The 14,303-nt window shown below is 37.6% G+C and carries 13 protein-coding genes; 6 read left to right on the forward strand and 7 right to left on the reverse strand.

The genetic code is table 11. From position 1 onward, the window contains the following. Positions 1-316 precede the first annotated feature (316 nt). The gene (larC, locus tag ACTWP4_RS05580; RefSeq protein ID WP_443127768.1) at positions 317-781 is read left to right on the forward strand and encodes a nickel insertion protein; all 465 of its coding nucleotides are present in this window, start codon (positions 317-319) and stop codon (positions 779-781) included. 207 nt (positions 782-988) lie between these two features. Beyond that, on the forward strand, positions 989-1,633 hold the full coding sequence (locus tag ACTWP4_RS05585; protein ID WP_443127769.1) for an FMN-dependent NADH-azoreductase: 645 nt from the start codon (positions 989-991) through the stop codon (positions 1,631-1,633). Between the two features lie 286 nt (positions 1,634-1,919). Here the strand turns inward: ACTWP4_RS05585 and ACTWP4_RS05590 are convergent, their stop codons facing one another. Next, complete coding sequence (locus ACTWP4_RS05590; RefSeq protein WP_443127770.1) at positions 1,920-2,909, reverse strand: LacI family DNA-binding transcriptional regulator; 990 nt, start codon at positions 2,907-2,909, stop codon at positions 1,920-1,922. 141 nt (positions 2,910-3,050) lie between these two features. Here ACTWP4_RS05590 and ACTWP4_RS05595 point away from each other — a divergent pair, with 141 nt between their 5' ends. Further along, positions 3,051-4,541: a tagaturonate epimerase family protein gene (locus tag ACTWP4_RS05595; RefSeq protein ID WP_443127771.1), complete on the forward strand. Its 1,491-nt coding sequence runs from the start codon at positions 3,051-3,053 to the stop codon at positions 4,539-4,541. Between the two features lie 547 nt (positions 4,542-5,088). Then, positions 5,089-6,489, forward strand: coding sequence for a glucuronate isomerase (gene uxaC, locus ACTWP4_RS05600; protein ID WP_443127772.1), 1,401 nt, complete (start codon positions 5,089-5,091; stop codon positions 6,487-6,489). A 91-nt stretch (positions 6,490-6,580) separates the two neighbouring features. Here the strand turns inward: uxaC and mgtE are convergent, their stop codons facing one another. Continuing rightward, a complete protein-coding gene (gene mgtE / locus ACTWP4_RS05605) occupies positions 6,581-7,939 on the reverse strand; it encodes a magnesium transporter (RefSeq protein WP_443127773.1) in 1,359 nt (452 codons plus the stop codon). Between the two features lie 113 nt (positions 7,940-8,052). Beyond that, on the reverse strand, positions 8,053-8,454 hold the full coding sequence (locus tag ACTWP4_RS05610; protein ID WP_443127774.1) for a secondary thiamine-phosphate synthase enzyme YjbQ: 402 nt from the start codon (positions 8,452-8,454) through the stop codon (positions 8,053-8,055). A 103-nt stretch (positions 8,455-8,557) separates the two neighbouring features. Between ACTWP4_RS05610 and ACTWP4_RS05615 the strand changes: the two genes are divergently transcribed. Beyond that, on the forward strand, positions 8,558-8,935 hold the full coding sequence (locus ACTWP4_RS05615; RefSeq protein WP_443127775.1) for a RidA family protein: 378 nt from the start codon (positions 8,558-8,560) through the stop codon (positions 8,933-8,935). Between the two features lie 807 nt (positions 8,936-9,742). Beyond that, positions 9,743-10,645 (forward strand): DUF1002 domain-containing protein, encoded by a 903-nt coding sequence (locus ACTWP4_RS05620; RefSeq protein ID WP_443127776.1) that lies wholly within the window; start codon positions 9,743-9,745, stop codon positions 10,643-10,645. Between the two features lie 72 nt (positions 10,646-10,717). Here the strand turns inward: ACTWP4_RS05620 and phnE (ACTWP4_RS05625) are convergent, their stop codons facing one another. The 4 genes from phnE (ACTWP4_RS05625) to phnD form a co-directional block, all read right to left on the reverse strand. Next, positions 10,718-11,521, reverse strand: a complete 804-nt coding sequence (gene phnE / locus ACTWP4_RS05625) for a phosphonate ABC transporter, permease protein PhnE (protein ID WP_443127777.1) — start codon at positions 11,519-11,521, stop codon at positions 10,718-10,720. Continuing rightward, positions 11,521-12,321, reverse strand: a complete 801-nt coding sequence (gene phnE / locus ACTWP4_RS05630; RefSeq protein ID WP_443127778.1) for a phosphonate ABC transporter, permease protein PhnE — start codon at positions 12,319-12,321, stop codon at positions 11,521-11,523. Before phnE (ACTWP4_RS05630) ends, phnE (ACTWP4_RS05625) begins: the two co-directional genes overlap by 1 nt. Continuing rightward, positions 12,314-13,090 (reverse strand): phosphonate ABC transporter ATP-binding protein, encoded by a 777-nt coding sequence (gene phnC / locus ACTWP4_RS05635; protein ID WP_443127779.1) that lies wholly within the window; start codon positions 13,088-13,090, stop codon positions 12,314-12,316. The genes phnE (ACTWP4_RS05630) and phnC overlap by 8 nt, the downstream gene beginning before the upstream one ends. A 64-nt stretch (positions 13,091-13,154) precedes the next feature. After that, a complete protein-coding gene (gene phnD / locus ACTWP4_RS05640) occupies positions 13,155-14,144 on the reverse strand; it encodes a phosphate/phosphite/phosphonate ABC transporter substrate-binding protein (RefSeq protein WP_443127780.1) in 990 nt (329 codons plus the stop codon). Positions 14,145-14,303: the final 159 nt, after the last annotated feature.

The raw sequence follows: 14,303 nt of genomic DNA on the forward strand, positions 1-14,303 counted from the left end.
CTGGAATTAATTATAAGAATTTCCGCTTTCAAATGTTTGAACATTTATTTTAGCGTAGGCAGGATACGGAGACTCCTGTGGGAACAGCGCGAGCTGAAGATCCACTTGGTAAAGTGATTTTCTTTACCAAGTTAGCTGAAGCCGTGCCCACGGAAAGCGGAGTATTCTGCCGAAGCGGTATACCAGTACTCTTTAGGGTAAGATTGGAAGAAAGCAAACCCAAGTCAAAATACTTCGCAGTTTTTGTTAATTATGGTGGTTAGAGGCAACTAAGCATGTGAAAAATACTTTTGTATAAAGGCATGAGGTGAGATTAATGAGCAAACACCCGCCAGATCAGGAACATACTGATGAGAATATGATAAAAATAGAAGTGAATTTGGATGATACACCTGGGGAATGGCTTGGCTATGTGATGGATAAGTTGTTCGATGCGGGGGCGAATGATGTGTATTACACGCCGATTTATATGAAGAAGAATCGCCCTGCTGTTCAATTACAACTTTTATGTAGTGAAGCCCAGTTGACAGAAATGAAGGATATTCTTTTATCTGAAACGACCACCCTGGGAATTCGCTATTATCCATTGACCGTTTATCGGATGGAGCGAAATATAACAACCGTAGAAACGGAATGGGGGCCTGTCACCGTAAAAGAGGGTTTGCAGAAAGGGAAAGTAGTCAAAGCCTCCCCTGAATATGAGGATTGTAAAAAGATAGCAGAGCTGCACAACATCCCACTTAAAAATGTATATCAATCGGTGTGGCAGAAATTAAACTAGATTCCAGCTATCAGAGTCTAGTAGTATCCTTTTTGATACTATGTTACTTTAAAGTGCGTACTACCGTTAATTAATATTATCCATTATAATTAACGTGGATAGATGCAGAGTGATAATAAATGCTCACTGATGAGCAAAAGGAATCATCTGTTATCCAATCCACACAATATTAATCTATTAAAATAGCACCAAAGGAGAGTTTTTTACATGAATGTATTAATAGTAAAGGCCAATAATCGTCCTTCTGAAGAAGCAATTTCCAGTAAAATGTATGAAACGTTTATGACTGAATTAGAAGGTAAAGACTTAAATATAACCACTTATGATGTATATGCAGAAGATACACCTTTCTTCGGTCAAGACTTGTTCAATGCTTTTGGCAAAATGCAAAATGATGAGGAATTAACCGATGTTGAATCACGCCTTCTTGCTGCAAAGCAAAAAGCAATGGATGCCGTTTCAGCTGCAGACGTAGTGGTATTTGCATTCCCATTATGGAATTTGACAATTCCCGCTAAATTACAAACTTTTATCGATTATATATATGCAGCAGGCTTCTCATTTAAATATAGTACGGAAGGTAACTTGGTTCCATTATTAACAGACAAAAAAGCTATTTTCCTAAATGCTCGTGGAGGAATATACTCCACACCTGAAGCAGCTCCAATGGAAATGGCTGTGAACTATATGCGTAACGTAATCGGTGGTATATTTGGTATGGACATTATAGATGAAGTGATCATAGAAGGCCATAATGCTATGCCTGATAAAACTGATGAGATTATTGCTACAGGTATGGAAGAAGTAAAAGTTTCTGCAAGACGTTTAGCAGAGTTAACTCTCAAAGTGTAATGTGATGAATAAAGGGCTGAGTGTGTTGAACACTCAGCATATTTTTTAGCTTAGGAAATCAAAAAAATTGCCATTATGTAATAGCTGCATTACTAAAAAACCCTAAAAGATAGGGTTTTTTGAATATTCACACTCATACCTTTAGATGAAGGTCATCATCGCATTGTTTATTCACCGTGATTCCTATATTTCTCAGGACAAAGGGATGACGTGTCATGATCTACCCGTTTTGTGAAGGCATAGTCGCTCTTGTTTTTACGCGAGTAGTTTTGCGTTATTATATTAACTAATTAGAAGTTACATCTTCTGAAACTGGACCAGCACTTTGTCGTTCTGTTAAGGTTGGATTTAATTTCTTAACAACATTTATTTCTTCTGATTCAACCCGCTCAATAATGGCATGCACGATTTCTTCTGCAAGCTCGTCTACTGGTACCCCAATACAGGTCATTGGTATTTCTGTAGTTTCCATTTGAGGAATATTATCATAGCTGATTAAGGATAAGTCTTCAGGTACACTAATCCCTTTCTCTTGTAATGCACGTAAAATACCACTACTAATATCATAACTACCACCTATGATAGCTGTGGGCCTTTGCTCTATATGTAAAACATTATCGACTGCCAAATAGCCATCAAACCAATCTAAGCCATTTGTGGCAATACTCTGATCTGTAAGGCCAATTTTCCTCATCGCTTTTTTGTATCCTTCTACCTTCTCATTTTGTAAAGCATCATCTGTATTCATTAATCCTACATAAGCAATATTTTGGTGACCTAAATTATATAAATATTCTACTGCTTGATCCATTGCCTGTTCATGATTTGCATCTATGATTGGATATGTTACCTCGCTTTTTCCCGAGACCCCGTATGCTACTAGAGGAATATTTTCTTCAGGAATCATGTTCTCTGATTCGGCAAAAACGATCATACCATCCACTTGGAATTTTTTGAAAGTTTCTATAGCTGTTTCAGCTGAGTCAACGGATAAAATCATCGAATATCGAGTAGATTCAAATGCTTTACTAATATTGGTTACAAGGGTTGCAAGTACAATTCTTTCAATTGTAGGCCAAATTAGGCCGACAACATCAGTCTTTTTCCGAACTAATTGTTTGGCAGCTAAATTCGGTTCATATCCCATTTCTTTTGCGACACGCAGAATTTTTTGTTTCGTCACTTCTTTTACCAGTGGGCTGTTATTTAATGCTTTGGAGACAGTGGAATAACTGACATTAGCTTCTTTAGCAATATCTTTAATGGTTACACTCATGATAATCACCTTTAACTTTCTGAAAAATTGTATATTTTATAGTTGTGTTCTATTTTTAAATAGTATATCATAAAAATAACAACGTTGTTATTAAAATTTGTTGAATGAATGAAACCGTTAACAAAAAAGGAGTGGGGATGGATGGAACAATTTCAATCAGTAGTGGAAGCATTACAGGCAGGAAAATTACCAGAGTCGTCGGAATCAATACAAGTCTATGAGAAATCTCTTGAAAAGAAAGATAATGCCTCTGTTGTTATGGTGAAGTCAGGTACAACCAAATACCTGGTAGCTGCAGGTGAAGGACCATTATTTGATGCTTTACAAGGGGACACAGTAGCAAATGGGAAGGTGTGCCCGTTAACACATGACAATAGTAAAGCATTGAATCAATTCTTTGACTATACGAAACCACAAGCATTTGGTACAGAAATTGCGACAATGGGACTTGGTGACCGTTTAGGTATAGCATCGCCTGGACATATCGAAACAGTCAAAGGGAGAAAAGTTAAGCCAATCCTAGCTCAGCAAAGTATTCGTGAATTAACCCTGTTAAACCGTACAATGACTGATATTTTGGATGCAGCAACTTTTGCGGTATTCCAGGAAGGTTATAAAGATGGATACGGAGCGGATGCAGACCATATTAAACTGGAAAAAGATATTGAATATGCTTTGGATTTAGGTTTCTCATTTATCACACTGGATTGTTCCGAGCAAATTCGCAATGACATTGAAGGTCTGGCAGTAGAGGATGTGCAGAAGGAATATGCAGATTTACCTGTAGATCGTAAAGAATACTTTGACAGCCATTATTTAAACAAAACATTTAATGTACAGGGACTGGAAATATCATTTGATGAAGCAAGCCTTCACAAAAATGTCCTTGTTTATGGTGAAGCCATTGATTTTATGGAGCATGTTTATAATGAGTATCTTTCTAAAGCGGAAAAGGCAATTGATTTCGAAATTTCAATTGATGAAACCGAAACAGTTACGGCACCAGAGGCTCACTTTTTCGTTGCAGAAGAACTCCGCAGAAGAGGTGTTACCGTACAAAGTTTAGCTCCTAGATTTTGTGGTGAGTTCCAAAAGGGTATTGATTATATTGGAGATCTTACGCAATTTGAAAAAGAGTTACATGAGCATGCCGAAATTGCTAAGTACTTTAGCTACAAATTAAGTATTCACTCTGGTAGTGATAAATTCAGTGTATTCCCGATCATTGGTAAATACACGGAAGGATTATTGCATATCAAAACGGCAGGTACCAACTGGCTGGAAGCAATTCGTGTTATAGCACAAGTGAATCCGGATCTTTACCGTCGTATGCATGTCTATGCGGAAGAGCATTTTGAGGAGACGTTGAAGTACTATCATGTAACACCAGATTTAGACAGTGTGGCTCCGTTAGCTGAAACTGCAGATAAGGATCTACCATCATATATGGATCATGACGCATCCCGTCAATTATTCCATGTTACATATGGAATCCTCCTCACGGCTAAAAGTGAATCCGGTGCTGATTTGTTTAGAACAGAATTTTTCACAACATTAATGAACAATGAAGATGCCTACCGAAACGCATTAGTAAAACACATCGGACGCCACCTAGACTTGCTCGGATTATAATTATCGGATTACTTAGGAACATAAGATACAAACTGCGAAGTAATAAAAATTTGAAATTGTTCCTTCCATTCAAATTTTTGCTAAGTGCTTACATACGCTACGGCAAGATACTTCGCTTTCCACGGGCACGGCCTTAGCCTCCTCGGAAAGCAAAATTCGCTTTCCTGCGGGGTCTTCGGACACGTGCTGTTCCCGTTGGAGTCTACGTATCTTGCCTCCGCTTTGCGTAGTTTTCTGATTTTTTAAAAAAGGAATACAAGGGAATTGTTTTCCGAGTATTTTCACTTTAAAAAGATAGAAAAATGTTATTAGCGTAGGCAGAATACGGAGACTCCTGTGGGACAGCGAGAGCTGAAGATCCACTTTGCAAAGTGATCTGCTTTGCAAAGTTAGCTGAAGCCGAGCCCACGGAAAGCGCAGTATTCTGCCGGAGCGTTTCCTAGCACTCAACATAAATCATAAATGGAAAAAGGCAAATCTAAAAAGTATAACTTCGTAGTTTATGTAAAACTACGTTATCTTTAAATTTTAGGAAAGTGGGGATATGATGAAGTCGTTTATGGATGAAAATTTTGTGTTAACAAACAAAACTGCTGAAACATTGTATCACAAGTACGCAAAAGACTTACCGATCATTGATTACCATTGCCATTTAAGTCCACAAGAAATTTATGAGAATACCCAATTTGAAAACATTACGAAAGTATGGTTATATGGTGACCATTATAAATGGCGCGCCATGAGAGCAAATGGGATTGAAGAAAAATATGTAACAGGCGACGCAAGTGATTACGATAAGTTTTTAGCATGGGCGAAGACAGTACCACAACTGATCGGTAATCCACTTTATCACTGGACACATTTAGAATTAAAACGCTATTTCGGCGTAGAAGAGCCACTCAATGAAAATACCGCACCTGCTATTTGGGAAAAGGTTAATAAGCTTTTAAACAGTGGAGAATGGAATGTTCGTGATTTTATCGTGAAGTCTGGAGTAGAAGTGATTTGCACCACAGATGATCCAACTGACTCTTTGGAATATCATGAGAAAATTAAAGCAGACACTAATTTCAATGTAAAAGTATTACCAAGCTACCGACCAGATAAAGGGCTTGAAATTAACCGTGACGGCTTTACTGACTGGGTACAAAAACTAGCTGATGTTTCTGGTGTAGCAATAGATTCTTATGATGCTTTCCTGCAAGCATTACAAAAACGAATTGACTTCTTCCATGAAATTGGTGGTAGAGTTTCTGATCATGCATTAGATGTCATGATGTATGAGCAAGCAACAGAGAATGAAGTTAGTGCCATTTTCGCCAAAGCATTAAAAGGTGAGCAAGTATCTGTAGAAGAAGAGAAAAAATATAAGTCATTTACGCTTACCTTTTTAGGTAAACAATATCATAAAAAAGGCTGGGCGATGCAATATCATATTAACGCTCACCGAAACAATAACACTCGCATGTTTAACGAGCTTGGCCCTGATACAGGATTCGATTCTATGAATGACAGTTTACTAGCACAACCATTGGTAAAACTGCTTGATTCATTGGATAAAGCAGATGCTTTGCCGAAAACGATTCTTTATTCATTAAATCCAAGAGACAATGTGACCATCGCAACGATTATTGGCAGCTTCCAAGGTGGGGGCGTACCAGGAAAAATGCAATTCGGTACAGCCTGGTGGTTTAATGATACAAAGCTAGGTATGATCAATCAAATGGAAACACTGGCGGATATCGGTGTATTTAGTCGTTTTACTGGAATGCTTACCGATTCACGCAGCTTTTTATCCTATACACGCCATGAATACTTCCGCCGCATTATGTGTAATTTAATCGGTGCATGGGTCGAAAACGGTGAATATCCAAATGATCAAGAAACGTTGGCAGAGATTGTACAAAATATTTCCTATTACAATGCAAAAGAGTATTTTGACTTTTAATAAGCAGCGCTCAGATTTATGAATCTGAGCGCTTGATAATCATCCTTATAGTTTGGTACCTGTTGCTTGGATAATCGTTAATATCCAAGCATCACATTAATCTTGTAATAAACGCACTCGCGATACCAAAATAAATTAATAAAGAAAAAATATCGTTAATCGTGGTAATGAGCGGACCAGAAGCAACAGCAGGATCAATTTTTAGTTTGTACAAGATTAAGGGGATGATAGTACCAGCTAATGTTCCGATAATTAGGGTCATCAGTAATGAGCTGCCAACAACTAATCCGAGAGTCATATTCCCTCTCCAAAAATAAGCAATGACTGCAATCATAAGTCCACAGGTTACCCCAATAATTATCCCAACCCATAATTCCCGGAGAATTAATTTAAGTACTTGTTTGAAGTTCAAATCCTCTGAAACTAGACCACGAACTACCACTGCTAATGATTGTGTACCGGTATTACCTGTCATGCCAGCAATAAGTGGCATAAAGAAAGTTAAGGCGACAACGGTTTCTAAAGTTTCTTCAAAGCTACTAATAATACTTCCTGATATAAGTCCGATGAAAAGTAAAAGAATTAACCAAGGAAGTCTCTTGTAAGCAGCGACAAAAGGTTTCGTGTTGAAGCCAATCGCTTTACCGGATGCAGATAATTTTTCAATATCTTCATTTGCTTCCTGCATCACAATATCGATGACATCATCAACCGTGATCACTCCTACTAATGTATTATCTTTTTCAACGATAGGTAAGGATACAAAATCATAGCGACTAATCAACTTGGCAACTTCCTCCTGATCTGTATGTACATCTGCCTTTACTACTCTTCGATACATTACCTCTTCTATTTTATCGTGTAAATCGGCTAGAAGTAGGTCTTTATACGATACAACACCGACTAGTTTTTTATCTTTATCGATCACATATAAGTAGTTAAGATATTCAGCAAGGTCCGCAAAATGTTTTAATTTATCAACAGCTTCACGGATAGTGTAATGCTGAGGAATCCAAACATAGCGATTGTTCATGATTCTACCTGCTGTTTCAAGCGGATAATTCATGAGGCCTTTTACAATTTTAGATTCTTCTTCGTGCATTTCCGCTAATAACTCTTCTATTTTTTCCGGTTCTAAATCGGTAAGTAAAGAGGCTAAATCATCATTTTGCATTAGATCTAATACTTTGGAGGATTTCTCAATTCCCAATTTATAGATAACTTCTAACTGCTCTTCTTTATCTAGGTCCTGTAAAAGGTCAGTCAATTGTTCGATGGACAAATAGAGAAGAAACTTATTTCGATGTTTTACCGGAAGGCTATGATATTGTTGTGCCATATCATATGGCTGGAGTTCGTCGATAAATTCTTGAAATACTTCTTTTTTTCTGTCTTTTAATGCTTGAATGATTGCTAATGAGATTTCATTTTCTGTCATGTTTAACGACATCTTTACCCCTCCCTTTCACATAGGATTCCACTAAGAATAGCAGATATGTAAAAAAACATCTAGACTGAGCAAGTGCTAATCATACGAGGATAGGCTGCTCTATATCGAGCAGCCTATCCTTCGATTACTTTTACATGGAATTTTCGATGACGTGGTCCATCAAATTCACAGAAATAAATACCTTGCCATGTACCTAAAACGAGACGTCCATTGGCAATGGCCATTGTTTGATTATGACCAACAGTACTCACTTTTAAATGAGCAGCTGTATTTCCTTCCATATGTAAATCTTCTGGGTGTTCCCATGGATATACTTCACGTAATCTGCGCAAAAAGTCTGTTTTTACATCTGGGTCAGCATTTTCGTTCACTGTGATTCCCGCGGTAGTATGCAGTGATGAAACTATCACGATACCATCTGACACATTTTGGTCTCGAAGAAATTGTGCCACCTCTGACGTAATATCAATCATCTGATCATGGTGATTAGTTTTTAGAGAAAACGTCTTTTCCATTATCATCATCCTTTTTTAAAAAGTGTGTTATAAATATTCTACTAGAAAACAATTATATGTTAAAATTTTCTGTAAATACAAATATGGAAAGGATGCAGTAAAAATGGTTAAAGCAATACATACAGATAAAGCACCACAAGCAATTGGACCATATTCACAAGCTATTGATGCAGGCGATTTAGTCTTTGTTTCCGGGCAGATACCACTAAATCCGGAAACAATGGAAGTTGTAGAGGGGGGTATTGCCACGCAGACAGAACGAGTGATGAATAACTTAGATGCAATTTTAACAGAGGCAGGCTTGACCTTTGCCAATGTGGTGAAATTCACCATTTATATTACGAATATGGATGATTTCGCTACAATTAATGAGGCATATGCACAATTTTTACAAGAACCATATCCGGCAAGGGCTACAGTAGAGGTAAGCAAGTTACCTAAAGGTGTTGGCGTGGAAATGGATGTCATTGCAAAAAAATAAACAAAGAAACTTCCGGTCAAATTAATAGGCTGGAAGTTTTTTGGTTTTAAGGCTAGTCATGTTGTTTATTATGAAAGTTATAGTGTGCAAGGAAATCGCTTCGGCTGCCCACTTCCCTTTCCACGGGGTTTTCTCCGAAGCTAACTTTTCCAAGCAAAGATCGCTTGAAAAAGTTAGCTTCGAAGAAAACCGTCCCGTAGGAGTGGAAGCGGGCGGCCTCCGCTGTATGGTTTGCTCTACAATGGTAATGACCGTTATCATTTTTGAACGTTCCAAACGGATGGTGCCATATATAGCAACAAATAAGAGTAGAACTGCTACCACTCGGGATCCAATGTAGGTATTTTATGTAGCGCAGGCGTCCACTTCGACTCCTGGGGGATCAGCGCGATCTGAAGATCCACTTTGCAAAGTGTTCTTCTTTGCAAAGTTAGCTGAAGACGCGCCCCCTGGAAAGCGAGGTGGGCAAGCCGGAGCGGTTGTAAAGCCTATTATTTCTTTCAAAATGACTACTTTGATTCATTGTTATACATTTATTGCGTATTGTCCCCATATGTGTCAACAACTAATCTATCTCTTCTAAAAGGACCGGGCGGGCTCTCCCGGTTTTTCTTATAGGTTTAACCGCTTTCAGTTTAGGAAAAAGTATATAAAATAGTTGAAATTTCTTCCCATAATTACGAAAATCTATCATAATATAAAGTGAGCCTTCAATTAGTTGGTTTTTACCTACTAATTGATAGCGAAACTTATCAAGGTGTTAGAATCGTGATCAGAGTAAGTATTATGGTGAAAAGGAGTTAATCTATGAAAAAAATAACATGGATGCTTATTGTAGTGACCTTAATTGGACTAGCTGTCGCACCTTTTGCCCTGGCAAGTACAGGTAATCAAGATGTCATTGATGAGAAGAATGGTAAACCGAAAGTAGTGCTCGGTGAGGCACTATCAGATTCAGATAAAGATAAAGTAAGAAGTTTATTAAACGCAACAGACCCTGAACAAGTAGAAGAATACGTTGTCACGGCTGAAGATCTTGTTAATTTTATTGGGGGAGATCCAAGTTCCAATATGTACTCTTCAGCAAAAATCACACGTAAAGATGAAGGGTATGGAGTCGTTGTCAATGTTGTCAATCCGGAAAACATAACTGAAGTTACCAATCAAATGTACGCTAATGCCTTGTTAACAGCTGGTGTAGAAAATGCACTTATTGAAGTAGCATCACCGAAAAAGGTAAGTGGACATTCTGCTCTTACAGGAATTTACAAAGCTTTTAATGTTGATGGAGAATCGTTAGACAAGGATCGAATGGAAGTAGCAAATGAAGAATTAGATGTAGCAACAGATTTGGCAAAAGAGGCTGGCATTGACCAAGAAAAAGTAAGTGAACTCTTAAGTGAAATAAAACGAGCTATCTCAGAACAAAATCCGGCAACAAAAGAAGATGTTGAACGTATTGTAAGTGAGCAATTAGAACAATTGAATATTGAATTAAGCCCAGAAGACCGGGAAATGCTCACTAACCTTTTTGATAAAATGCGTAACCTCAACATTGACTTTGGTCAAGTTACCGACCAATTGGAAACGATCGTCAGTGATATAAGAGGCACACTAGATGACATAACTGCAGACTCTGAAGGGTTCTGGCAAGAAGTCAAAACCTTCTTCCAAAACATTCTCGACTCGATCAGAGGTTTATTTAAATAAATAAAACAAAGCCGTCATAGTTAAGTGCTATGACGGCTTTCTACGTATGATTTAGATCCTTTTTGAAACGTCTTAAACTAATCGCTTACGGATAAAACCTGATATCTGGTCAATGATGGTAACGGTAATAATAATTACTAACAAAATCATCCCAACTTCTTCCCAATTTCGATTCATATAAGCAAAGGTAATCAATGTACCAATCCCACCTGCCCCAACGATTCCCAGTACGGAAGAAGCACGAACATCAATCTCGAATCGATAAATCGCATAGGATAGAAATTCAGGTAAAACTTGTGGAAAGATCCCATAAAATAGAATTTGAAATTTATTAGCGCCACTGGCTTCTAAAGCTTCAATAACATGCATATCAATCGATTCAATAACCTCAGAATATAATTTCCCTAGCATTCCTGTCGAACCAATTGCAATTGCCAATACACCGGCAAAAGGATTCGGTCCAACAGCTGCCACAAATATAATCGCAAGAACAATCTCGGGAAAAGCTCGTACTGCACCTAAGATCCACATGCCGACATTATTAAGAAATTTGTTGTGAACCATGTTGGAAGCACACAAGAACGCTAGTGGCACGGCAAGGATAGCTGCTGCCAATGAACCGGTATAGGCGATAAATAACGTCTCGAACATCATCTCCATTATATTGCCTGTTTCTTCAACAGCTGGATGGAAGAACTTCGGTATAATCCGATCAATGTTATCTAATGTACGTTGATCGAAAATTTTATCCCAACGTATTTCAATGCTTGTAAATGTCCAAATATAAATCAATGCAATAATGGTAAAAATGAATATTCGTTTATATAATGTAAGTTTACTTGTTGGTTTTTCTGGAAGGGTCAATTGTTCTGACATTATACAAGTCCCTCCCTTAACTTCCCGCTAATGATATCAATCACAACCACAACGGCAAATACAATAATAATAATCGTGCTAACAGCAGCGTAGTTCATGAAGTTGATTTGTGTGTTTAGTAATTGCCCGATACCACCGGCGCCAACTAATCCCAATACCAATGAGGCACGAATGTTTATTTCAAATACATACAAACTGAATGAAATGAATTGTGGTAGTACTTGAGGCACAATTGCAAAACTAATTGTCTGGATCCCGTTCCCGCCCGATGCACGAATTGCCTCTGTTGGATTCATGTCAATTGTCTCAATTACTTCACTCATCAGTTTCACTAAAATCCCGATTGCAAAAATAATCAATGCAATAATCCCAGAAAAAGCACCAATACCAAATAAACTTACAAATACTACCGCTAAAATAATATCGGGAATTGTACGGATGATATTTAAGATAAAACGCATTGCTTGGTAAACCCACGTATTGGTTATCACATTACTTGCAGTTAATAATGAAAAAGGAATACTGATAATAACTGCTATTGTGGTTGCAATAATAGCTATATGTATCGTTTCAAACAGTTTCGGCCATATTTGATTGACATAGCCCCAATCAGGCGGAAAAAAGTCTCCAACTAACCCGAAGACATTTGGCAACTTCACAAAAAAGTGAAGAATAAATGATTCGGTTTTAATCGAGCTAAGTAAATAAAAGCCGAGGACAATAATGAAAGAGATAGTAATAATCAATTTGGTCTTAAAAGGATATAAACCTTTTGGAACGAAGGAAGATTCTTTACTCATCCTTCACCCCTCCTCGACGGTCTTCATCACGTATTGAGCGACCATAGATTTCTTCAAAGGTTTGTTCAGTCACATCACTTGCTGGTCCATCAAAAACCACTTCACCAGCACGCATACCGATAATTCGATCGGCATATTCCATTGCCATATCAATAAAGTGAAGGTTAACAATCGTTGTGATTTTATCTTCACGGTTAATCTGTTTTAAATACTTCATTACCTGATGTGATGTAGGGGGGTCAAGACTTGCTACCGGCTCGTCCGCTAAAATCAAATTCGGTTTTTGTGTCAGCACACGAGCAATACTAACACGTTGTTGTTGTCCACCACTTAGTTCATCTGCACGGTTGTATAACTTTTCCTCAATGTTTACACGTTTCAAATTTTCATAAGCTAATAATTTATCTTCTTTAGAAAAAATGTTCAAAATACTTTTTAAAGTGCCTGTATAACCTAGTCGGCCTGATATCACATTTTTGATAACAGTAGACCGCTTTACTAGGTTGTAGCTTTGGAAAATCATTCCGATTTTAGTACGGAGCTTTCGTAAGTCTTTGCCATTAGCTTTTAATATATCTTCATCTTCTACTAATAAAGAGCCGCTCGTAGGGGTTACGAGTCGGTTAATACTGCGGATAAAAGTAGACTTACCTGCCCCGGAAAGACCGACGATAACGACAAATTCTCCCTCGTTAATTTTTAGATCTATGTTTTTTAATCCTTCTGTCCCATTTGGATATACAAGTGAGACATCTTTGAACTCAATCATGGTCTAGCCCCTTTCAATTCATATGGAAACAGGAGAGAGCATGCTCTCTCCTGTTTAACTTTTCTTATTCATCTAAATTTATATCGTCACCAAATTTTTCGTAAGTGCTGCGTACAACGTCATATTCGCTGTCTTTTGCTTCTATGATTGCATCCCAGCTGTACACATCATTCATAATTTGAATCATTTCTTTATCTTCATTAAATGATAAGAAAGAATCTTTTATATTTTGAACTAATTCGTCGCTTAATTCTTTCGTTACAGAAATTGTATCGTTTGGAATTTCGTCAGTATAGCCAAGAATTCTTGTTTTTTCCATAATATCTGGATATTCTTCTTCTAATTCAGTACGAACATCATCAAATGTAGTTGCTACATCTGCATTTCCTAGATACACTTCTATCGCGGAGTTATCGTGTCCACCTGTTTGATATGCTTCAGAGAAGAATTCTGTTTGTGGATCCTTTACACCAAATTCATCCATAATTTGTGCTGCCGGGAATAAGTAACCACTTGTAGATGATGGATCCCCATATGCCCAAACGGCACCTTCTAGATCAGCTAATTTTTCGTACTCAGAGTCAGCGCTGACAATATATTGTGCTTTATATGTTCCGCTGCCATAGCGTTCAGATTTTAAGAGAACTTCCACACCATGTTTTTCGTTCGCTAATACATAAGCAAAAGCAGGAATAAATCCGATTTGAACTTCATTTGTCCCCATTGCTTCTACTAATGCCGTGTAGTTCGTCATAACTTTTCCTTCGACAGGAATTCCTAATTCTTCTGAAAGCTTGTCAGCTAGAGGAGCAACGGTATCTGCAATAGTGTCAGAATCCTGAGATGGAACGAATCCCATAATAAGTTCTTCAGGAACGTCTCCGTCTTCACTAGCTTCTGCTTGATTCTCTTCTGCATTTGTATCTTCATTAGTATTCTCTTCTGTGTTTTCGCTCTCTTCATTGCTGCTTCCGTTTGAATCATCACTTGTACCACAAGCTGTGATAACAAAGAAAGTTAACAAAGCGATTAACAATAAAACTATTTTCTTCATGTCTGTATATCCCCCTTAAAACTTGTAGTTTTACAAGAATATTATCTATGGATTCAACAATATAATCTATTAGTGTAGTAAAAAAGCTGACAATAAATTAATAAAATCCATAGTTTTCTTGCAACGTCATTATCTATCGAAACCTGTAAAAAATCTATA

It is taken from the genome of Gracilibacillus sp. D59, assembly GCF_052246695.1.
GTDB lineage: Bacteria > Bacillota > Bacilli > Bacillales > Amphibacillaceae > Gracilibacillus.

What these genes read in the sequence shown, in the direction of transcription:
- ACTWP4_RS05615 (WP_443127775.1), top strand. Translation starts at nt 8,558, where the DNA reads ATGGTTAAAGCAATACATACAGATAAAGCACCACAAGCAATTGGACCA.
- phnE (WP_443127777.1), bottom strand. Translation starts at nt 11,521, where the DNA reads ATGTCAGAACAATTGACCCTTCCAGAAAAACCAACAAGTAAACTTACA.
- ACTWP4_RS05590 (WP_443127770.1), bottom strand. Translation starts at nt 2,909, where the DNA reads ATGAGTGTAACCATTAAAGATATTGCTAAAGAAGCTAATGTCAGTTAT.
- ACTWP4_RS05595 (WP_443127771.1), top strand. Translation starts at nt 3,051, where the DNA reads ATGGAACAATTTCAATCAGTAGTGGAAGCATTACAGGCAGGAAAATTA.
- phnE (WP_443127778.1), bottom strand. Translation starts at nt 12,321, where the DNA reads ATGAGTAAAGAATCTTCCTTCGTTCCAAAAGGTTTATATCCTTTTAAG.
- phnD (WP_443127780.1), bottom strand. Translation starts at nt 14,144, where the DNA reads ATGAAGAAAATAGTTTTATTGTTAATCGCTTTGTTAACTTTCTTTGTT.
- phnC (WP_443127779.1), bottom strand. Translation starts at nt 13,090, where the DNA reads ATGATTGAGTTCAAAGATGTCTCACTTGTATATCCAAATGGGACAGAA.
- uxaC (WP_443127772.1), top strand. Translation starts at nt 5,089, where the DNA reads ATGAAGTCGTTTATGGATGAAAATTTTGTGTTAACAAACAAAACTGCT.
- mgtE (WP_443127773.1), bottom strand. Translation starts at nt 7,939, where the DNA reads ATGTCGTTAAACATGACAGAAAATGAAATCTCATTAGCAATCATTCAA.
- ACTWP4_RS05620 (WP_443127776.1), top strand. Translation starts at nt 9,743, where the DNA reads ATGAAAAAAATAACATGGATGCTTATTGTAGTGACCTTAATTGGACTA.
- larC (WP_443127768.1), top strand. Translation starts at nt 317, where the DNA reads ATGAGCAAACACCCGCCAGATCAGGAACATACTGATGAGAATATGATA.
- ACTWP4_RS05585 (WP_443127769.1), top strand. Translation starts at nt 989, where the DNA reads ATGAATGTATTAATAGTAAAGGCCAATAATCGTCCTTCTGAAGAAGCA.
- ACTWP4_RS05610 (WP_443127774.1), bottom strand. Translation starts at nt 8,454, where the DNA reads ATGGAAAAGACGTTTTCTCTAAAAACTAATCACCATGATCAGATGATT.